Origin of the sequence: Paraburkholderia sp. C35, assembly GCF_003121405.1 — a bacterium.
GTDB lineage: Bacteria > Pseudomonadota > Gammaproteobacteria > Burkholderiales > Burkholderiaceae > Paraburkholderia.
In genome coordinates this window covers 19,177-39,795 of the sequence record NZ_QBUY01000007.1, presented here as the reverse complement: position 1 = coordinate 39,795, position 20,619 = coordinate 19,177, and the positions used below count along the sequence as shown (strand labels likewise).

At 60.0% G+C, this 20,619-nt stretch carries 19 protein-coding genes; 12 read left to right on the top strand and 7 right to left on the bottom strand.

The features are described from left to right. Window positions 1-22 precede the first annotated feature (22 nt). Entirely contained in the window at window positions 23-364 is a 342-nt protein-coding gene (locus tag DK391_RS44170; RefSeq protein ID WP_162600709.1) for a hypothetical protein, read from the bottom strand. A gap of 320 nt (window positions 365-684) precedes the next feature. Between DK391_RS44170 and DK391_RS06695 the strand changes: the two genes are divergently transcribed. After that, complete coding sequence (locus DK391_RS06695) at window positions 685-1,599, top strand: hypothetical protein (RefSeq protein ID WP_109477219.1); 915 nt, start codon at window positions 685-687, stop codon at window positions 1,597-1,599. A gap of 287 nt (window positions 1,600-1,886) precedes the next feature. Here DK391_RS06695 and DK391_RS06690 read toward each other — a convergent pair whose 3' ends face one another. Together DK391_RS06690 and DK391_RS06685 are read right to left on the bottom strand one after the other, a co-directional pair. After that, the gene (locus tag DK391_RS06690) at window positions 1,887-3,155 is read right to left on the bottom strand and encodes a DNA translocase FtsK (protein ID WP_162600708.1); all 1,269 of its coding nucleotides are present in this window, start codon (window positions 3,153-3,155) and stop codon (window positions 1,887-1,889) included. A gap of 651 nt (window positions 3,156-3,806) precedes the next feature. Then, on the bottom strand, window positions 3,807-4,076 hold the full coding sequence (locus DK391_RS06685) for a hypothetical protein (RefSeq protein WP_109477217.1): 270 nt from the start codon (window positions 4,074-4,076) through the stop codon (window positions 3,807-3,809). 306 nt (window positions 4,077-4,382) lie between these two features. Between DK391_RS06685 and dapA the strand changes: the two genes are divergently transcribed. Then, entirely contained in the window at window positions 4,383-5,267 is an 885-nt protein-coding gene (gene dapA / locus DK391_RS06680; protein ID WP_109477216.1) for a 4-hydroxy-tetrahydrodipicolinate synthase, read from the top strand. Between the two features lie 23 nt (window positions 5,268-5,290). On the opposite strand, the gene DK391_RS06675 is transcribed toward dapA, so the two are convergent. Together DK391_RS06675 and DK391_RS06670 are read right to left on the bottom strand one after the other, a co-directional pair. Continuing rightward, entirely contained in the window at window positions 5,291-6,295 is a 1,005-nt protein-coding gene (locus tag DK391_RS06675; protein WP_109477215.1) for a Gfo/Idh/MocA family oxidoreductase, read from the bottom strand. 42 nt (window positions 6,296-6,337) lie between these two features. Continuing rightward, on the bottom strand, window positions 6,338-6,730 hold the full coding sequence (locus DK391_RS06670; protein ID WP_109477214.1) for a host attachment protein: 393 nt from the start codon (window positions 6,728-6,730) through the stop codon (window positions 6,338-6,340). Window positions 6,731-7,104: 374 nt separating this feature from the next. Here DK391_RS06670 and DK391_RS06665 point away from each other — a divergent pair, with 374 nt between their 5' ends. The 4 genes from DK391_RS06665 to DK391_RS06650 all read left to right on the top strand — a co-directional run bounded on the left by DK391_RS06665 (window position 7,105) and on the right by DK391_RS06650 (window position 13,334). Beyond that, window positions 7,105-9,933 carry an AAA family ATPase gene (locus tag DK391_RS06665; RefSeq protein ID WP_109477213.1) on the top strand — a complete coding sequence of 943 codons (2,829 nt, stop codon included), beginning with the start codon at window positions 7,105-7,107 and terminating at the stop codon, window positions 9,931-9,933. Between the two features lie 78 nt (window positions 9,934-10,011). Then, the gene (locus tag DK391_RS06660) at window positions 10,012-10,416 is read left to right on the top strand and encodes an Hsp20/alpha crystallin family protein (RefSeq protein ID WP_109477212.1); all 405 of its coding nucleotides are present in this window, start codon (window positions 10,012-10,014) and stop codon (window positions 10,414-10,416) included. 26 nt (window positions 10,417-10,442) lie between these two features. Continuing rightward, window positions 10,443-12,842 carry an endopeptidase La gene (gene lon / locus DK391_RS06655; RefSeq protein WP_109477211.1) on the top strand — a complete coding sequence of 800 codons (2,400 nt, stop codon included), beginning with the start codon at window positions 10,443-10,445 and terminating at the stop codon, window positions 12,840-12,842. Window positions 12,843-12,887: 45 nt separating this feature from the next. After that, entirely contained in the window at window positions 12,888-13,334 is a 447-nt protein-coding gene (locus DK391_RS06650; RefSeq protein ID WP_109477210.1) for an ester cyclase, read from the top strand. Window positions 13,335-13,383: 49 nt separating this feature from the next. On the opposite strand, the gene DK391_RS06645 is transcribed toward DK391_RS06650, so the two are convergent. Continuing rightward, entirely contained in the window at window positions 13,384-13,581 is a 198-nt protein-coding gene (locus DK391_RS06645) for a hypothetical protein (protein ID WP_109477209.1), read from the bottom strand. A gap of 102 nt (window positions 13,582-13,683) precedes the next feature. Here DK391_RS06645 and DK391_RS06640 point away from each other — a divergent pair, with 102 nt between their 5' ends. Next, window positions 13,684-13,986 carry a DUF6566 family protein gene (locus DK391_RS06640; protein WP_109477208.1) on the top strand — a complete coding sequence of 101 codons (303 nt, stop codon included), beginning with the start codon at window positions 13,684-13,686 and terminating at the stop codon, window positions 13,984-13,986. A gap of 38 nt (window positions 13,987-14,024) precedes the next feature. Here DK391_RS06640 and DK391_RS06635 read toward each other — a convergent pair whose 3' ends face one another. After that, the gene (locus DK391_RS06635) at window positions 14,025-14,495 is read right to left on the bottom strand and encodes a TraR/DksA family transcriptional regulator (RefSeq protein ID WP_343225314.1); all 471 of its coding nucleotides are present in this window, start codon (window positions 14,493-14,495) and stop codon (window positions 14,025-14,027) included. 110 nt (window positions 14,496-14,605) lie between these two features. Between DK391_RS06635 and DK391_RS06630 the strand changes: the two genes are divergently transcribed. From DK391_RS06630 to aspT, 5 genes are read left to right on the top strand one after another with little or no spacing between them, the layout of a single operon-like run. Then, complete coding sequence (locus tag DK391_RS06630; RefSeq protein WP_109477206.1) at window positions 14,606-15,400, top strand: acetoacetate decarboxylase; 795 nt, start codon at window positions 14,606-14,608, stop codon at window positions 15,398-15,400. 19 nt (window positions 15,401-15,419) lie between these two features. Next, the gene (locus tag DK391_RS06625) at window positions 15,420-16,202 is read left to right on the top strand and encodes a 3-hydroxybutyrate dehydrogenase (RefSeq protein WP_109477205.1); all 783 of its coding nucleotides are present in this window, start codon (window positions 15,420-15,422) and stop codon (window positions 16,200-16,202) included. Window positions 16,203-16,211: 9 nt separating this feature from the next. Further along, complete coding sequence (locus DK391_RS06620) at window positions 16,212-17,426, top strand: patatin-like phospholipase family protein (RefSeq protein ID WP_109477204.1); 1,215 nt, start codon at window positions 16,212-16,214, stop codon at window positions 17,424-17,426. After that, complete coding sequence (locus tag DK391_RS06615) at window positions 17,416-18,888, top strand: MFS transporter (protein ID WP_109477203.1); 1,473 nt, start codon at window positions 17,416-17,418, stop codon at window positions 18,886-18,888. Before DK391_RS06620 ends, DK391_RS06615 begins: the two co-directional genes overlap by 11 nt. Window positions 18,889-18,900: 12 nt before the next feature. Next, the gene (aspT, locus tag DK391_RS06610) at window positions 18,901-20,586 is read left to right on the top strand and encodes an aspartate-alanine antiporter (RefSeq protein WP_109477202.1); all 1,686 of its coding nucleotides are present in this window, start codon (window positions 18,901-18,903) and stop codon (window positions 20,584-20,586) included. Window positions 20,587-20,619: the final 33 nt, after the last annotated feature.

The window sequence follows — 20,619 nt, the reverse complement described above, 5'->3', positions numbered from 1 at the left end:
GCCGCGGCCCGGAAGGTCCGTCTTACACCCGCCGGGCAACGGCATACTGCCAATGGCGCTCAGTAGCGAGAGGATTTACGTTTCGGTGCCACTGAGCACAAAGGGCAAGTCTTGTCGAAAAATCAGATTTCAATGTGCCGCCTGCAAGCCCGACCGTTGGCCCAGCGATGCGCTTGATATCGAAATCCGGATCGTTACGACCGATGAGGCAGTGGCGCTCGATTTCTCTATGATCGACCCATGCCCTCATTGTCGCCTCCAGAAGCGCAAAACGGAAGGATTCGTCTTCTGGGATGGCCAGCTTCCCTTGCCAGTCGAATGGAGTTGGGCAATCATTTTTACGGGCAAATGCGACGTCTGCCACAGCTTTGCATTCTGGTGCTGGGACTGCGGATCAAAAGTCGTCGTTCCCGATGACGAGTCGTACGAATGCGGCCGTGAACACACATGGTTCGTTGAAAAGAGCGATGACGAGGCGGTTTTCGTCATTCGCATGGCGGATGGCGAAGTACCTATGGACCGACGCGCGTTGCGGTGAAGCATGGCTGCCGAGCTCCCGGTTCAAGGGCGATCCGAAGTTGGCCGCTACTGCAGTGTCCTGATCATCGTTTCGTTCGCTGCGAGGCTACACGACCCGTAACGACAAAACGCGTCAATCTGTAAGCACTATTCATCAGGTAGAACATGATGTTTGACGTCGGCACACAACTCGGCTCCCTAGTAGGAGCGATCAAGGCGCATCGTGCCACCATTGACTGTGAAGCGCGCCGCCTTCGAACGGACGAAATCTTGGAGCGTTTTGACAAGCGAAGCCAGGGCTCCTGGTGCATTGCTGTTATGGGCGACAGTCTCATACGCGTACGTCTGTTTTTGGAACAAAATTTCCACTTCATCGAGACAATTGGGACCGTCGCTGTATCCAGATACCTCTTTGAGCTAAGTGTCTGGCTACATCTTTTCGAACGGGATGAGCGGTACGGTCTTGTGTACTATGGACAACTTCTGGACACGCAGCAGAAATACTTCACAGACTACCTGCAACAGCTTCATCGTGAAGTCGGGATGCTTCGGGCGTTTGATAAGAAAGAACAGCAGGCAATGAGATCGGCGATGGATGAAGCTGAGTCGCTTGATTTTGGCAATCGGATGAGATCGGTCGCATCGATGATCGACGAAGAAGCAGCGCGCGGTTTCTCTCTCTATGCGGAACAGGCGAAGGAAAACGGATATGGGTTTCAGGCAAGTCTGGTGGAGAAGAAAGCAATAACCCAGGTCGAGGAGGCGCTGACAGCATTGCGAGCGGAGCGGGCCGATTACGACGCGAAAGTACTTCCGTCAATCCGAGATCTTGTGTTGGCGAAGAATGGCAAGAAAAAGCGATGGGAGTGGAAAGAAATGGCTGATCGCGCCGACCTGCTTCCTGAATATGACTTCCTGTACACGTTCGCAAGCAAGCTGCTCCATGCTACTCCTGCCAGTATCACGACCGATCAAAAGAATCTGGAGCCTCAGGAGTTCGTGGTGTTTCTCAAGTACATAAACGTTAAGACACTCGAGCTTATCGATCTCGCACGCAGATATCCGCGTGACGCTGCCTGACGTGTAAATCGGCACGGATCGTTCTATTGGCGGCCCGTTCCAGCTTGCTCTTCGCAGGTCGTTTGTGACATCGGTCCTTAATTGACCATCTCGGATTCAGAGGCGACCACTGCAGTGCGGCGCTGAGGGGCATCTCCGGACCAAAGGGAAGGCCTTGTACTGCAATGGTCGTGAACCTCAGGAGCGCGACGACGACGCGTCGTTGTTAACGTGCGGCCAGCCGGCGTGATCATCGACATTTTAGACGTAAACCAGTTTTCGTCGTCCATAAGGTGAGGGCTTTTCGGTCAGGCAGGGTAGCCCGACGTCGGTTGAAGGGAGGCGGGCGGTTCGAACGCGATACGTGCAGCGTGGAGACGCGCGAACCGGTCACCCGCCTCAAAATCCCAGTTCGCTGGCATGATGTCCTTCAATCCCAAGCCACCAAACGCAGGACTGTTATCAAGCTTGCTCCGCTCCGTATCGGTGATCATCACGATGGCGAGGAACGGCCGGATCTCGTTCGCAATGTCTTCAACCGAGGCGCCTTCGCCAAGTCTGGCGATGCATCGGTCCCGTAGGAACGCACAAGGCACGACGTGCTCGGGGTGCGTGCCGCCGTTCTTTCCGTAGCCTGTCGGAACGTACGCGGCGGCGATGAAATACTCGAAGCATCGCGAATGCGCACCTTTCCCGTCCAGGCGTGTCTGCTGCAGATACCGCACGAGACGAACGAAAGAGCGCTGGACGATCGTCTCAACGTCGCTGACCGGCTGAATTGACCGCGCTGACACTCTGCAAAGGATCGCCAGATCGGCGTTCATGGCCGCGTCGAACACGGTTCCTCTGTCGTTTCGTTCCAGCCATCGTGCCAGCGCGGTTGCAGCCTCATACAGAGATAATCGGCGTTGCTTGTTGAAATCACGCAGTACGAGGTCACGGAAGGCCATATTCGATAGGCTTGTGGTATTGTGAAATGCGATGGCGCGCGTGTCGCCCGCCGAGCCTTCTTCCCACATTTCCCAGAAGAACCGCGCTGCCTCGAAAACACGCCGGAGGTGGGTGGCTCGCTGTGAGGTTTCCGGCGTTTCATAGCGCGAAGTGAGCCTCTGGAGCCCGTCATACCTCGGCGTAACAACCTCGCGCGCCTCAAGAGCCTCCATCAACCCCTCGGCCGTACCATATTCGATCCGCAACCGCCTCTGAAGGAGTGCAACGGATGGGCATTGTTCGTCGATAACGATCGTGTTGGCCTGGCTGATCAGATCCCGTTCGGGAGTGCTGGTGCTCGTATCTTGAATCCTCTTGAAGTCTGGGCGCGGGGCGCGCCCGGCTCTTAACATGTTTGAGGAGCTGGTAACCTTCCCGCCGTTACAAATTAGTTTGAACTGTGGGCGGGCTATTCCGACTCTTAATCCCGGCATTGCGGCGGAGTTGCCCAGCACGCGGAACGAGGGAAGCCGTCCGCTAGTCAAGCTCGCCAGCGTGACGCTAGCTGTGCCGATTTTGTACTCGCTATATGTCGCGCCAGTTCGAGAGGGATTTACCGAGAAGGCGAACCGCTTTGGAGCTTTCACTTTGAGGCTCGATAAGGTACTGCGGACCGTCGAGCGCATTCGGCGAGCGGAGAGTTGCAAAATCGATGCGGAAAGTGTGGTTAGAATCGCTCCGTTAAGCTATAAGGGTGAAAACTGCATGCAATCGCGATGATTCGCTGACGGAACTGGTCCGAAACAACTGCAAACCCGATTCGTCGGTGGCGAACGCAGGCAATTTTGATTCATGTGTGGCGAATACGGGGAATGTTAGTGAAAACGCGGTAGTTGGATAGCCGAGCCCGAGCAATCTTGGATGGAAGGCGGCGCATGCGGGCAGATGTGATCACGCGATGGCGAAACTGCGCTGGTAGCGGCGTCTGAGTCCACAATTGCATCGCAATCGTGATCGAAATTGTCGAGGGCGGCCAGAGCGGCAGTGGGCGGGTCGACTTTTAACTTCTATTGGTCTAAATGTGATTTGACATAAGATAAATTAGCGACGTTTTTGATGCGAGCTATTTCGAAATGTCGGGTTTTCAGCTTGGTTCAAATACCCGTTTCCCGAACCACCAGTGAGCCTTCCCGTTGAGTGCACACCCGCCCAAAACAAATCGGGTGCCTCAACACATCGCACCGATGTGTTGAGGCACCCGCATCGTAAAACCAATCCAGCCCAACCAGGCCGTCGAATCAATTGCCGAAATACACAGGCTTCATTCCATCGTTTGCATCCGGACGGATCGAGCCTTGAATCTTGTGGCCAACACGAGCGACAGCGCTGTCGAACGCATGCAGACGCGGATGAGCGCCCGAAGCGGACGAGCCATCAGCGACGCCGCCGACATCTGCCGAAGCGGCCTGAGCATTGGCAGTTGCAGGCGCCGGGTTCGATTGAGCGAACGACGACACAGCAGGAATAGCGAGAGCGGCAGCAATAACCAGCGATTGAACGATCTTCATGATTCTGACCTCCAGACTTGATTTCTGCGCAAACACCCGTTTGCGTTTCAGTGAAGACAGTCTAGGCCGGAGCCACCTCGTAATTAAGCCCTCACAGAACAATTGAATGTTGTCGATATAGGTACAAACCCTAGCCCATTTGCGCTGGCTGCTTTTTTACGCGCCGTTTATTCCCTTCGGTCTACGCTTGGTCCATCTCAACGACCCAGACCAGGGTACACATCGAAGACATGGAATACGCACAGGCACTACCCGAACCGACGCTCGGCACCATCGCACGCGCTCACGTCCACGAGGAGCACTGATATGTTTTCAGGCATCTGGATACCGCTCGTCACGCCGTTTCGATCCGGCGAAGTGGACATCGAGTCGCTGCAGGCGCTAACAGAGCACTACGCGCGTTCGGGCATCGCCGGGTTCGTTGCATTAGGCACCACAGGCGAAGCCGCCCTGCTCTCCGATATCGAGCGCGTAACGGTTTTGCAAGCGATCAGCGACGTCGTGGATGGCCGGCTGCCGATACTGGTCGGCATCGGCGGCTTCAATACCCATGAGTTCATCAGCGAAATCAGGCGCTTCGAACACTGGGACGTCGCCGGATTTCTCGTCTCGGCTCCCGCCTATGTCTGTCCGGACCAGGCCGGCATTACCGCGCATTTCGACCGCATTACGCGTGAGACGGAGCGTTCGATCGTGCTCTACGACGTCCCGCATCGAACGGGTGTATCGATCGAACCCGACACAGTGCGACGGCTTGCAGAGCATGACAATATCGTCGCCATCAAGGCATGCGTGAGCCGTCAGTTTGCTGCGCTGCGCGAACTGCCCATCAACCTGTTATGCGGCACAGACGCGGACTTTCTCGACTGCCTCGCCGCCGGCGGACATGGCGGCATTCTCGCGAGCGCGCATGTATGCCCCGATCTGTTCGTCGAGATGGATTCGCTGATGCAGGCCGGAAACGTCGATACCGCACGCGGGATTTTCGAGCGGCTCAGCCCTGTGCTCCGGCTGCTATTCGCCGCGCCCAATCCGTCGGCAATCAAGGCGATGCTGTCCATAGAGGGACGCCTGGCCGATGAAGTGCGTCTACCACTGATGCCAGCATCCGCCACGCTAGTCGAGCAACTGGCGCAATCGCGCACGGTGCTCGACGAACTACGCGCGGAGATTGCACTGGCCATGCAGTAGCAACGCGCTTCCGACGCGCCTGGCTAAGGCTTTTCCCATGCGCCTGATCGCGCCGAACGAAATACCGCGTCGATCACGCGCATGTTCGCGCGCGTGTCTTCCAGCGGAATCGCCTGCGGAGATCCATTCAATATCGCCTCTGCGAAGGTCGTCGCTGCGACGCCGTATTGGTCGCACGCGGGCAGTTCCACGTAGCGATCTTTCGCAATGCCGTCGCCCGATACATCATTGATCAACAGTCGCGTTGGCCGGTCGACGGGCGCATTGAATGGAATCTCGACCTCGATCCGCCCTTTCGTGCCGTGAAACTGCATCCGCTGATAGGGATGCGTCTGAGTCGAGTAAAAGAAACTCGCCTGCACGCCTTCGAAATCCATCAACACCGACCCGAGCCGATCCACCTTGAAAACGGGATCCTCCTCGATCAACGACACCACGCGCCGCGGTTCACGTCCAGTCACGAAGCGCGCGGTCGTGATGGGATAACAACCAATATCGAGCAGACCGCCACCGCCCAGATCCGCCTTGTTGCGGATATTGTTTTCGTTTGCGTTGTAGTAAGTAAAAGCGCCCGTTACCGAGCGCAATTCGCCAATCACGCCCTCTTCGATCAGGCTGCGCACCTTCAACCATTGCGGATGCGTGCGCACCATGAAGGCTTCCTGTATGTATCGATTGTTCTTGTCGCGCGCAGCAATGAGACGCTCGACCTGTTCAGCGTCCAGTCCAATCGGTTTCTCACACAGTACGTGCTTGCCCGCTTCGACAGATTTGATCGTCCATTCCACGTGGATATGATTGGGCAAGGGAATGTACACGGCGTCGATTTCCGGGTCCGCCAGCAGCGCTTCATAGCTGCCGTATGCGACAGCCAGACCATAGCGGGCAGCGGCTTCTTTGGCCTTCTCTTCCGAGCGCGACGCAATGCCCTTCACACGGCACTTCGCTGCCGCGTTCATCGGCATCACGACCTTGTCGTTGATCTTTGCGCTTCCGAGAATACCCCAGACGATTTCATCTTTTGCCATGACATTCCCTTGTTATCCGGATTGATATGTTCTGTCGTCCTGCTACTTCCTGAGACGGGTTTCTATTTCTTTTGCGCCCAGTTCCGTGATGTCTTCGCTGACCTGTTCGAATATCAAGCGGTGCGTTTCTTCGCTCAGATCCGCGCGAATCATACCGAGAAATCTCGATTCGGCGGCAAGAATCAACCGATGATACTTCTGCTGCGAGCGCCCCTGTTCCAGATACTCAGCAACACGCTTCGCAAACTTCGCTTCCAGTTTTTGCTTTCGCTCATCCCCGCTGAGCGCTTCTGCTTCTTTATCCGTCAGCCCCGTTCCGTGCCCGCCCGTATCGACCAGATCATCGATCTCCTGCAAGTTCAGCGCGATCCCTTCCGACTGGAAAACACGTGCACGTCCAGCGTTAGCCACGATTACCCACGTTATATCGCTCATCACACACCTCCTTCACGGTACACAGCACTCCACCACGCAATCAGGTAAAAAGCACCCTGCCCTCATCCCGTCTGCCCGGAAAAAATCTCACCGGACAGCGTCGCGACGGCACTCTCCATTTCTTCTGCGCACGCGCAATACCGATTCGCACTGCCGCAAACTGCAGCCTCCTCGTTTCGCCTTGGAGACTCGGTATCGATCGACTATATACACAGTACATGTCCGGTCACGCGACGTCGCTCTTGCCTCGCACCGTGACCTCGAATGCACGACCTGTACCCGTCGTGCGATTCGACAACCGAAAACTGTCCTGCAATATCCATGCGTATTACCGGATAGATGCACATGCTCCCTAAGACGGAGGCAACTTCACCATGCCCTTGCTCTGCGATATCTGTCATACCCGTCCCGCCGTTGCCCGTGTCAGCGTGGTGCAGAACGGTGAACGTAAGACCATGTCGATATGCGATTACGACTACCGTCAATTAATGCGCCATCAGAGCATGGTTAATCCATTCGATTCGCTGCTCGGTGGCGGCGGTGGACTATCGCGCTTTTTCGGCGGCATGGGCGATGATGCCGACGAAGAGTCGCCCCTTGCGGCCGAGGTGCCGCGCGAATCCGTCGATGCAACCGATGCCTTCAGCGAGCAGACACTGGAACTATTGCAGCGGGCCGCTGAAAAAGCACACGAACTGCATCGAAAGGAACTCGATACCGAGCATCTGCTTTATGTTCTCGCCGATACCGACGTCGTTGCCGCGCTATTCAAAGAACTGAAGCTATCGCCGCAAGACATCAAGGGATATATCGACGAGCACGCGCAGAAAGGCACTGCCGATCCCGACACGCCGCTCGACAAGATGACGGTTTCTCCGCGTTTAAAGAAAGCATTCCAGTACGCGTTTCAGGCTTCACGCGATCTGGGGCACTCGTACGTCGGTCCCGAGCATCTGCTCATCGGCCTCGCCGCCGTGCCGGACAGCATCGCCGGTACGCTGCTCAAGAAGTATGGCGTCACGCCGGAGGCATTGCGGCAGAAAGTCGTGAAGGTAGTCGGCAAAGGTGCCGAGGATGGCCGTGTCGATACGCCCACTGGCACACCCAATCTCGACAAATTCGGACGTGACCTGACGGCCATGGCGCGCCAGGGAAAGCTCGATCCCGTGCTGGGCCGTGCGCAGGAAATCGAAAGCACGATCGAGGTGCTGGCGCGCCGCAAGAAGAACAATCCTGTGCTGATCGGCGAGCCGGGTGTCGGCAAGACCGCGATTGTCGAAGGGCTTGCGCAGCGCATCGTCAATGGCGATGTGCCTGAGGTACTGCGCGGCAAGCGGCTCGTCGAAGTGAACATCAATTCGATGGTGGCGGGTGCCAAGTATCGCGGCGAATTCGAAGAGCGCGCCAAACAGTTGATCGATGAAGTCACTGCAAAACAGGACGAACTGATTCTGTTCATCGACGAGTTGCATACGATTGTCGGCGCAGGCCAGGGCGGCGGCGAAGGTGGACTCGATATTGCGAACGTGCTCAAGCCTGCGCTCGCACGAGGCGAACTGAGCCTGATCGGCGCCACCACACTGAACGAATACCAGAAGTACATCGAGAAAGACGCAGCACTCGAACGGCGCTTCCAGCCCGTGCTCGTCCCCGAACCGACCGTCGAGCAGACCATCGTCATTCTGCGTGGGCTGCGCGACAAGCTCGAAGCCCATCACCAGGTAACCTTTGCCGACGATGCCTTCGTGGCAGCGGCCGAATTGTCCGATCGCTACATCACGTCACGTTTCCTTCCCGACAAGGCCATCGATCTGATCGACCAGGCCGCCGCGCGCGTGCGCATCGGCGCGACCTCGCGCCCCGCCGATATTCAGGAGCTCGAAGCCGAAATGGCGCAACTCAGGCGCGAGCAGGATTACGCGTCATCGCGCAAGCGCTTCGATGAAGCCAAGGGCTTCGAGGAACGCATCAACGAAAAGCAGAAGGCGCTCGACGAACAAACGGAAGCATGGCAACGCAAAACCGGTTCCGAGACGCTGGAAGTGACAGTCGATGCCATCGCCGAAGTCGTCTCGCGGCTCACGGGGATTCCCGTATCCGATCTGACGCAGGAAGAGCGCCAGAAGCTGCTGAAGATGGAAGATACGCTGCGCGAAAGAGTCGTGGGACAGGACGATGCCGTCACGGCAGTCAGCGACGCAGTGCGGATGTCACGCGCGGGACTGGGTCAGACCGACAAGCCGATCGCGACCTTTCTGTTTCTCGGGCCGACCGGCGTCGGCAAGACCGAACTCGCGAAAGCCCTTGCTGAAACGGTATTCGGCGACGAACAGGCGGTGATCCGCATCGACATGTCCGAGTACATGGAGCGTCATGCCGTCGCGCGCCTGATCGGCGCCCCGCCCGGCTATGTCGGTTATGACGAAGGCGGTCAACTCACCGAGCGCGTGCGACGCCGTCCGTACAGCGTGATCCTGCTCGATGAAATCGAAAAGGCGCACCCCGATGTGAACAATGTACTGCTCCAGGTTTTCGACGATGGACGCCTGACGGACGGCAAAGGTCGCGTCGTCGACTTCAGCAACACGATCATCATCGCGACCAGCAATCTCGGCGCGTCGATCATCATGGAGAACCTCGAACGCCCCGAGGCCTCTCGTATGAATGAAAAGGCCTTGCGCGCGGAATTGATGACCGTGCTCAAGGGCCACTTCCGTCCCGAGTTCCTGAATCGGCTCGATGAGATCATCGTGTTTCACGCGCTGTCGCGCGAGAATATCCGCTCAATCGTTCAGATCCAGATCGACCGTGTGACACGCACTGCCGCCGCACAGGACATCACGCTCAAGTTCGACGATTCAGTGATAGAACATCTCGTCGAAGCGGGTTATCAGCCCGAATTCGGCGCGCGTGAACTGAAGCGACAGATCCGACAGGAGATAGAAAGAAAGCTTGCCAAAGAGATGCTCGGCAATACACTGAATTCCGGCGATACGGCAGAAGTCACATACGACAAGAAGAATGACGAGGTTGAATTCAAAAAGGTCGCATCGGCAGCAGCCAGGCCGGTGAAAGAAAAGAAAAGCGGCAACGGACACGATGCGGAGGCAGAGAGCCATGAAGCCCCGGCGCCCAAGGTTGCTGCCGCCGCGAAAAGCCGCAAGAAACGCGGATCGACCGAGTCTGGAAAAGATACCGGCTGAATGATTGACAGGTGTTCGCGCTTCGCCTTTGATGAATGAACAGTCGGCGCGGCCGGCTTACCAGTCAGGAACCCGGCCATGACGACGCCCATTCATACCGCACTACTGGAATCCGCCATCGATGCCATCGAACGCGCGGAGCGCATGCGTCGCCAGTTTTTCCGGCTGGCGGGGCAGCAATCCCGCACGCCCGTATGGGAGCCGCCCATCGAAGTGTTCGAGCACGAAGGGCAACTCGCGATCGTGGTCGCATTGCCCGGCGTGCCTCCCGATCTCGTCACCCTGACCTTCGAAGGTGACATGCTGATCGTCGCAGCCGAACGAAAGCTGCCGCAACGCTTTGCGGTGGGCGCGGTGCATTGCATGGAAATACCGTATGGGCATTTCGAGCGGCATATCCGTCTTCCGACGGGACGCTTCCGGCTGGTACAGCGCAGCGCCGAACACGGTTGTCTTTTGCTCGAACTCGAGCGGCTCGGCTAGCACACGCCACGAAACAAGGAACGAAAATGAGCACGGACAGCGAAAGCGAGGCGCCCGAATCCGGTTCGGTGGACCTGGAAACATCCGTCGATCAGTCACGTCTGCAGGACAGCCTGATTCTGTTACCCGTGCGCAATGCCGTGCTGTTTCCTGGCATGGTGTTGCCGCTCGCGGCGGGACGCGGTCAAAGCAAGGACGACGTGCAGGCCGCCATCAAGCGCCAGCAACCCCTCGGCATCGTGCTGCAACGTGACGCCCAGGCGCAGGACCCGCCCTTCGAGGGGCTCAATACGATTGGCACGGTAGCGAACGTGCTGCGTTACGTCACGAGTCCGGAAGATGGCGCGCATCACCTGATCTGCCAGGGCGTCGAACGCTTGCGCCTGATTGCGCCGGTAACGGGGTTGGGCTACCGGGCGGCCCGCGGGGAATTTCTGCCCGACAAGGAAGCCGATGCTCCCGCCGTCGCCGCGCGAGCGCTGGTGCTGAAGGAACGCGCCGGAGAAATGATCGGCTTGCTGCCCCACGCCGGCGGCGAACTGATCAAGGCACTCGATGCCATCGATTCCCCCGGTCTGCTGGCCGACACCGTGGCGGGTCTGATCGAAATAACGCTCGAAGCCAAGCAGGAGATCCTGCAAACCCTCGAGTTGTGCAAGCGGCTCGACAAGGTGCTCGATGCCGTCGCCGGACGCATCGAAGTGCTGCGCCTGTCGCGCGAAATCGGCGACCAGACGCGCAGCCGCATCGACAAGCGCCAGCGCGAGATGATGCTGCGCGAACAGTTGCGAACCATCCAGCACGAACTCGGCGATAACGTCGAAGGCCAGGAAGAAGCGCGCAAGCTCACCGAGGCGATTGCCAACGCCGATATGCCGCCCGACGTCGAGACACATGCACGCAAGGAACTCGCCCGACTGGAACGGATGCCCGAGGCCTCGTCCGAGTACTCGATCAGCGTGAGCTATCTGGAATGGCTGACTGAACTGCCCTGGCAGCTTCCGCCCGAAGCGCCCATCGACATCACGCAGTCGCGGCAGATTCTCGACGACGCGCATTTCGGCCTCGATAAGGTCAAGCGCCGCATCCTCGAATATCTCGGCGTCAGAAAGCTCAATCCGCAGGGCAAAGCGCCTATTCTGTGCTTTCTGGGGCCGCCGGGCGTCGGGAAGACGTCACTGGGCCAGAGCATCGCGCGGGCGCTGGAGCGGCCTTTCGTGCGCGTGAGTCTGGGTGGCGTGCATGATGAGGCGGAGATTCGCGGCCATCGGCGTACTTACATCGGCGCGATGCCGGGCAATATCATTCAGGCGATCCGCAAAGCAGGCGCGCGCAATTGCGTGATGCTGCTCGACGAACTCGACAAGCTCGGACAAGGCGCACATGGCGACCCCGCTGCCGCCATGCTGGAAGTGCTCGATCCCGAGCAGAATGCGACCTTCAGGGACAACTACCTTGGCGTGCCGTTCGATCTGTCGGCGGTCGTGTTCGTTGCCACTGCCAACCAGCCCGAAGGCATTCCCGGCCCGCTGCGAGACCGCATGGAAGTGCTCGATCTGCCGGGCTATACCGAGGCCGAGAAGTTCGAGATCGCGCGTCGCTACCTGGTGCCGCGTCAACTCGAAGCGTGCGGCCTGACCTCAGTGCAATGCGACCTCACCGACGACGCGCTGCGGTCGATCATCCGCGACTACACACGCGAAGCAGGCGTGCGCAGTCTCGAACGGCAAATCGGTGCCGTATTCCGGCATGTCGCGTTACGCGTCGCGGAAGATCCTGCTACCCACGAAAAGATCGAACCCGACAAGCTCCCCGCTGTGCTCGGCCATCGCCGCTTCGAGAGCGAGATGGCGATGCGCACCAGTATGCCGGGCGTAGTAACGGGACTGGCGTGGACACCCGTCGGCGGCGATCTGCTTTTTATCGAAGCGAGCAGCACACCGGGCGGCGGCAGACTGGTTCTGACAGGTCAGTTGGGCGATGTGATGAAAGAGAGCGCGCAGGCCGCGCTGACCCTGGTCAAATCGCATTGCGACGCGCTTCATATCGACTGCACGAGCTTCGACAAGCGCGACATCCATGTTCATGTGCCGGCGGGCGCAGTTCCGAAGGACGGACCGAGTGCCGGCGTCGCCATGTTTATCGCGATTGCGTCGCTGCTGATGGGCCGGTCCGTGCGCAGCGATTGCGCCGTGACGGGCGAGATCAGTTTGAGAGGCGTCGTGCTACCTGTAGGCGGGATCAAGGAGAAGGTGCTGGCGGCCTTGCGCGGCGGCATCAAGACTGTCTTGTTGCCCGCGCGCAATGCGGCCGACATCGAGGACATTGCCGCCGATGCGCGCAGCCAGTTGCGCTTCGTTCTGCTGGAAACCGTCGATGACGCCGTGCGCGAAATCATCGAACCAGCCGCGCCGAAGCCCGCGTAACATGCATTATCACGAGCAGGACAACATTCTGGAGAACGGCAGACCATGACCGAGGCCATCAGCGAAGACACGATCCATACCACCATCAACGCGTTCTACCGCGCTTTTGCCGGAAAAGACGTCGATTTGCTGCGACAGGTCGTGACGCCGGACTGGGAGTACCTTCCGGAACCGCCGGGCGCCAAACCGGGAGCCGATCAGATGAAAGGTCCGTTCGAGCGCATGGCCGTCGCGCTGCCCGACATGCAGATTACGATTCTCGATCTGCTGATCCACGGGGACAGGGTTGGCGTGCGCGCCGAAGTGACGGGCACGCAATCGGGAGAACTGCTTGGCGTGGCACCGAGTGCAAAGCAGATCAGGTTTGCGATCCATTCGTTTCATCAGTTGCGCGGACCGCTGGTTGTCAAAACCTGGCACCTGGAAGACTGGATGTCGGTGTTTAAACAGATCGGCCAGCTACCCGCGAATCTCGACGCGCATCCAATCTAGCCACGACATGTCGCGCCGCGCGCTCGCAACTCAGGAAGCGCGCGAAAGCTCACGCGCCCAGTTCCTGAAAAGCATGAGCGTTTTTATTGAGTTCGGCGAGAATCACGGGCGTCAGTTCACTTTCCCACACGTGTCCGTCGAACTGCCATTCCTGCGGCGTCGCGAGGTCGGGCAGACCGGCGCCTTTTCGCACATACAGACCGAGTGTCGGCTTCTTCAGGTTGAGGTAGAAATCGAATTCCTGCATGGTGAACACTCCATTGAATCGCTTTCGATAACGCACGCCACGGCATATCGTTGAAGCATAGGACATCCGCCCTCATTCCCTCTCTTCAGGCGAAATCAGACAATGGATACCAACACCGCTTTCCCCGACGGCTTTCTTATTTCAGTGCGGCCAGAGCACAATGCGTACGGTGCATGGGTCGCGCATGTGACCATCAGCCGGGGTGGCCAGACGGTGATCGATACCCGTCCGGAAACGATTCAACCCGAGTGGTCAACGGCAGAAGAAGCCATCCGTGACGCAACCGAATGGGGACGCAGATACATCGACCATCATTTCGGCGTGCAGCAACCTCGCTCGTGGGTCGTGGTCCGTGCGCGTGCCGAGCAGTGGTTCGATGGAATCGAGGAGAAACACAGCCACTGATGCGGTAACGACGATCTTTCGACCGCATTCGCCGGCCGCTAATTGCCCGCGTCCCGCTTTTCCTGTTCTGCGACGGTCAGGATAGCCTCCGGCACGGCTTTGAGTCTTTCGATCGGGATCGGATCACCGCTCAGATCGGAAAAGCCATACGTGCCATCGGCGATTTTCTGCAGCGCACGTTCGATGTCGCTGATCCTTTGATCGTTCGTATTGCGCAGCCCCTGATCGATTTCCTCTTGCGCGCTGGCCTGCGCTGCGTCTTCGAACTCTTCGGCTTCGCTGCCGTGCTCCTCCTCACTGGCGCGGTCATTTGCGATCGTATTCTCTTCCCCGCCGAGCAATGTGCCCTGCAACTCGTCGAGACGCTTGCGCTGCTGCTCAAGGAAATCTTTACTCAACGCCCCGGTTTGATCCGACATGGCATGTCTCCTGATTGACCTCACGCATTGAGCGGCATCGTGCGCCCAACCCACACTTCGATGATGAACGAACGCGGCGCAGGTGGCCAATAATTTTCCGCTAACCCTTGCGGCTCAACATGTCTGTCAGCACGCCGCCCATCGCGCCGGAAACAGCGCGATACGGGCGGCTCCCCTTCCCTCAGACATGAAGAGATGACATGGACATCAACACGATCCGTCAGTCCGCGTTTGCGATGCCGTTCCACAATCCGGCCTATCCGCGTCCGCCGTTCCGGTTCTGCCACCGCGAATATTTCATCATCTCCTACGAAACCGATATGGACGCGCTGCGCGCCGTCGTGCCGGCACCGCTGCAGCCCGAGAATGCGCTCGTCCACTACGAATTTATCCGCATGCCGGACTCGTCGGGTTTCGGCGACTACACCGAAAGCGGCCAGGTGATCTCGGTGCGCGACATGGAAGGACGTCTTGCGAACTACACGCATTCGATGTACCTCGACGACGAAGGCCCGATTGCCGGTGGCCGCGAAATCTGGGGCTTTCCGAAGAAACTCGCGCACCCGACGCTCAGCGTCGACGGCAACGACACGCTGCTCGGCACGCTCGACTACGGCACGCAACGCGTGGCGACGGGCACGATGGGCTACAAGCACCGCGTACTCGATATCGAAACCGAACGCGCCAAACTCGCCGATACGCCGAACTATCTGCTGAAAGTGATTCCGCACGTGGATGGCACGGCGCGCGTGTGTGAACTCGTGCGCTTCTTCCTGCGCGACGTCACCGTGCGCGGCGCATGGAGCGGCCCGGCCGCGCTCGACCTGCATCCTCATGCGCTCGCGCCCGTCGCCGAGCTGCCCGTCAAACGCGTCGCGGGTGCGCGCCACGTCATCGCCGATCTCACGCTCGACATCGGCGAAGTCGCCTTCGACTATCTCGCGCCTGCCAGTGCTGCGAAGCACGTGCGCGAATCCTCCCTTCACGCTGTCTGATCCGCTAGCAGGAGTCGTCATGTCATTGCAAAACAAGGTCGCGCTCGTCACGGGCGCTGCCAGCGGCATCGGTGAGCAGTGCGCGCGTAAGCTCGCGAGTCTCGGCGCCACCGTCGTAATCGCCGATCTGAATCTCGCGAATGCACAGAAGGTGGCCAGCAGCATCAACGAAAGCGGCGGCAAGGCGTTCCCGCTCGTCATGGACGTCACGCGTGAAGAAGCTGTCGATAGCGGTATCGAATGGACCGTGCAGCAACTCGGCCAGATCGACGTGCTGGGCTCGAACGCGGGCATCCAGATCGTCGCGCCGATCGAGAGCTACACGTATCCCGACTGGAAGAAGATGCTCGCGATCCATCTGGACGGCGCGTTCCTGACCACGCGGGCCGCGATCCGTCATATGTACGACAGCGGCCGCGGCGGCTCGATCATCTACATGGGTTCGGTGCACTCGCACGAGGCGTCGAAGCTGAAGTCGGCCTACGTCACGGCCAAGCATGGTTTGCTCGGACTTGCGCGCGTCGTCGCCAAGGAAGGCGGTCCGCGCGGCGTGCGTGCCAATGTCGTGTGCCCCGGCTTCGTGCGCACACCGCTCGTCGAAAAGCAGATTCCCGAACAGGCGAAAGAACTCGGCATCTCCGAACAGGATGTCGTGAAGAACGTGATGCTGAAGGAGACCGTCGATGGCGAATTCACCACGGTCGAAGACGTCGCGAACACGGTGGCCTTTCTCGCGGGATTCGAATCGTCAGCACTGACGGGCCAATCGATCATCGTCAGCCACGGCTGGGAGATGAAGTAAGGGTGGCCCATGCGCAACGAACTCAAGGAAATCAGCGGCCAGCACGGTGAGTTCACCTTGCCGCGCTACGCCGAAATCGCGCTCGTGCTTCAGGGCGGCGGCGCACTGGGCTCGTACCAGGCGGGCGTCGTCGAAGGACTCGCGCAGGCGCGTATCGAGCCGGGCTGGATCGCCGGCGTATCGATTGGCGCGCTGAATACGGCCATCATCGCGGGCAACGCGCCGGAGAACCGCGTCAAGGCGTTGCAAGGCTTCTGGAATGCGATCTGCCGCCCGCGCGACTGGGTCGCGAATGTCGGGGCGTGGAAGCTGCCGTATGCGGGCCTGAATGCGCTGTCGCGCAAATGGGCCAGCAACTGGGCGGCAGGACGCGCGCTGACGGAGGGCCAACCGGGCTTCTTCGTGCCGCGCTTGCCGCTGCCGCTGGCAGGCATCGAAAGACTCGATCCCGGCCGCGTCAGCTACTACGACACCAGCGCGCTCAAGGCGACCCTGCTGCACTACGCCGATTTCGACCGCATCAACGACGGCCCGATTCGCGTGTCCGTGGGTGCCGTCAATGTGCGCACAGGCAACCTCGTCTATTTCGACAATACGAAAATCCGCCTCGTGCCGGAGCATTTCATGGCCTCGGGCGCGCTGCCACCGGGTTTCCCCGCCATCGAGATAGACGGCGAGTACTACTGGGACGGCGGCCTCGTATCGAACACGCCGCTCACGGAAATTCTCGCCGAGGCCGAGCACAAGAATTCGCTAGTTTTTCAGGTCGATCTGTGGAGCGCGCGCGGCAGAACGCCGGTCGATTTCTTCGATATTTCGGAGCGCACCAAGGACATCCAGTATTCGAGCCGCACGCGCGCGATCACCGATCTGCTCGCCGACCGGCAGAAGCAGGCTCGGCTTCTCAAGGAAGTGCTCAAGCATGTGCCTGCCAGCGTCGCGAAGACCGACCCTATCTTCCGCATTGCCGAACAGGCCGCGGACGGCAGTTCGATCAACGTCGTGCATCTGATTTACCGGAACAAGTCGTACGAAGGCCACGCGAAGGACTACGAGTTCAGCGTGGACACGATGCGCGAACACTGGCAGACGGGACTCGACGATTGCCGCAACTCGCTCGCCCATCACGACTGGTTCGCAATTCCGAGCCGTGAGCATGGGTTCGTCACGCATGATGTGCATCGCGTGGAGGCGAAGCGTCCGGTGACCGGCCGTGAAGTCTGAACCCGTGGCGCTTTCGCGCGCGGCACTGGCGGTGCTTTTCGTCGGCGCGTTTCTCACCGCGCTCGACTTCTTCATCGTCAATCTTGCGTTGCCTGCCATTCATGCCGGCATCGGCGCGACCCACTCGCAACTGCAGTTCGTGATCTCGGCGTACGCATCGGCGTATGCGGTGCTGCTCATCACGGGCGGCCGGCTCGGCGATCTGTATGGCAGGCGCCGCATGTTCATGGCGGGCATGGCGGGCTTCATCCTCGCGTCCGCGCTGTGCGGTCTTGCGACAAGCGGGCAGATACTGGTGCTCGCGCGCATCGCACAAGGACTCGCGGCCGCGATCATGGGCCCGCAGGTGCTCGCCACCATTCGTGCGCTCGTGCCGGAGCGCAATCAAACGCGTGTGATGGGCGTATACGGATTCGTATTCGGCGTGGCCGCCATCGTCGGTCAACTGGGCGGCGGTGCGCTCATCACGTTCCATCCGTTCGGCCTCGACTGGCGGGGCATCTTCCTGCTCAACGTGCCGATCGGCCTGCTGGCCCTGCTCGGGGCGTGGCGCTTCCTGCCCGCGCATCGGCCCACCACGCGGCCCCGGAGCGACGTTGCGGGCGTGCTGCTGTTGTCGCTGATGCTGCTGCTCGTGATGTATCCCCTCACGCATGGCCGCGAAGCGGGCTGGCCTGTCTGGACCTTGATGATGTTCGCGCTGGCCGCGCCCGTGTGCGCTGGCTTCGTACTGGTCGAGCGTCACGCGCAGGCAAACGGACGGTTTCCTCTCGTCGATCTGCAGTTGTTCCGCACGCCGGCCTTTTCACTCGGGCTCCTGCTGTCGTTCCTGTTTTACTGCAACAGCGCGTTCTTCTTCACTTACGGCATGTATCTGCAAACTGGCCTGCACTGGACACCGCTCGCATCCGGCATCGCCGTCATGCCCTTCGCGCTCGGCTTCGCTGCAGGTCCGCTGACGTCGCCCGCTGTGGTGCGCCGGCTCGGCGCGCACGTTCTGACACTCGGATTCGCGTTGCTGGCGTGCGGTTTTACCGTGACGGGCTGGGCTGCCGCGCAATCCGCGCTGCCCGGTTGGCCGTTCTATGCGGGACTCGTGATCGCGGGCATCGGACAGGGCCTGATCCTGCCTTCGATCGTGCGCATCGTGCTGGCGGAAGCGGAACCGGAGAAAGCGGGCGTGGCGGCCGGCGTGGTGGCATCGACATTGCAGATCGGCGCGGCGCTCGGCACAGCGGCGATCAGCGGTGCCTTTTTCAGCGCCCTGGGCACATCAGGCGGTCATCCGACGCCTGCCGTCTATGCCCATGCGTTCGACCACGCGTTGAGCATCAACGCGCTGCTCATGGTGGTTTGCATCGTGTTGACCGTGCTGATGATCCGACGTCAACGGCTCGCGGGACAGCACACGGCTGCCGCTCCGCAGCCAGCCGCGCAAACAGTCGCGGCTTCTGGAGAATAGGGTTCAGACACGATGTCAGCGTTACACGATTCCTTCGGGCTATCGCCCGAAATCGCCCTGTTCATGTCGCTCGGGATTGGCTACTACATCGGTCAACGCAAGATTGGCGGCTTCCAGCTGGGCGGCGCGTGCGGCACCTTGCTGGCGGCCGTCTGCATCAGTCAGACGGGCGTCGTCATCGATAGCGGCGTCAAGTCGCTGATGCTGTGCGTGTTCATCTATACGATCGGCTATGAATCCGGTCCACAGTTCTTCAACTCGTTTCACAGAAAGACGCTGAGAGAGTTCGCGCTGGCGCTGTTCTTTGCGTTGTCCGCACTCGGCACCATTCTCGTATGCGCGAAACTCTTCGGCCTGAACAAGGGGCTCGCTGCCGGACTGGCAGCGGGCGCACTGACCCAGTCGGGCATCGTCGGCACCGCAGGGGACGCGATTTCCCGGCTGGGCCTGCCGCCTGCCGAGGTGCACTTCCTGCAGTCGCAGGTTGCAGTGGGCTTTGCCGTGACCTACATACCCGGTCTGCTGGGCGCGATTGTGGGTTGCGTCAACATCCTTCCGCGCTTCATGCGCACGACGTTACGCGATGCAGCAGGCCAGGTCGAACAGGCCGCGGGCAACAGCATGCCCGGCCGCGTGGAGGGACGCTCGGCCTCGATGCCGGTTCTGGTTGGCCGGGCCTACCGGGTCGGACAGGCGGCGGGTCTCACCGTCGCCGAGATCGAACTGCGCCACGACGATCTCATCAGCATCGAACGGGTGCGGCGCGCAGAGACCTTCATCGATATTCACGACGACCTGATGCTCGCCCGCGACGATGTCGTCCTGATCATCGGCGTGCGCGACTCGATGCTCACGGTCGCGCGCTCGCTCGGTGCCGAGGTCGCGGAGTCTCATGAGATGTCGGTTGAAATGCATTCGCGGCAAGCGGTATTCACGCGAAAAGGCCGGCATCGAATGAACCTGTTCGCGGGCAAGGCGGCTGCCGACCGCAAGCTGCGACGCGGCGTGTACATCCAGGCCGTGACGCGGGCAGGCCGTCCGCTGCCCGTGCTCGCGAACACCGAACTGCAGCACGGCGACGTGATCACGTTCTACGGTTCGCCCCACAACACGCTGCGCGCCGCCGAAGCAGCGGGCTATCATCTACCGCACTCCGACAAGACCGACTTCGTATTCATGAGCCTCGGTCTCGTGGCTGGGCTGGTGGTGGGCAAACTGGTCGTGTATATCGGCGGCTTTCCGCTCACGCTGGGCGCGGGCAGCGGCTGCCTGATTTCCGGCCTGCTGTTCGGCTGGCTGCGCGGACGGCATCCGATGTACGGCGCGCTGCCGCCCGCCGCGTCGCAGGCGTTCAAGGACTTCGGTCTGTCCGCATTTGTCGCAGCAGTTGGGCTGGATTCCGGCGTGCAGGCACTGCTGACCGTGAAAGAGAGCGGCATCACGCTCTTCGCGCTCGGGATCTTCGTCACGTTTTTCCCAATGCTGCTGTCGATGCTGTTCGCCCGCTATGTGCTGGGCTACCGCAACGCCGCGCTGCTGGCAGGCGCACTGGCGGGCTCGCGCGGGGCGACTCCCGCATTTGGACAGGTGCTCGACAAGTCGGAAAGCTCGGTGGCCACGGTGCCGTTCGCCGTCACCTATGCGTTGGGATCGGTATTGCTCGCGCTGCTCGGCCCGGTCCTGATCGAACTGGCCTGAACCAAGCGCGAGGCTCCCGTCAGCATTTTTGCG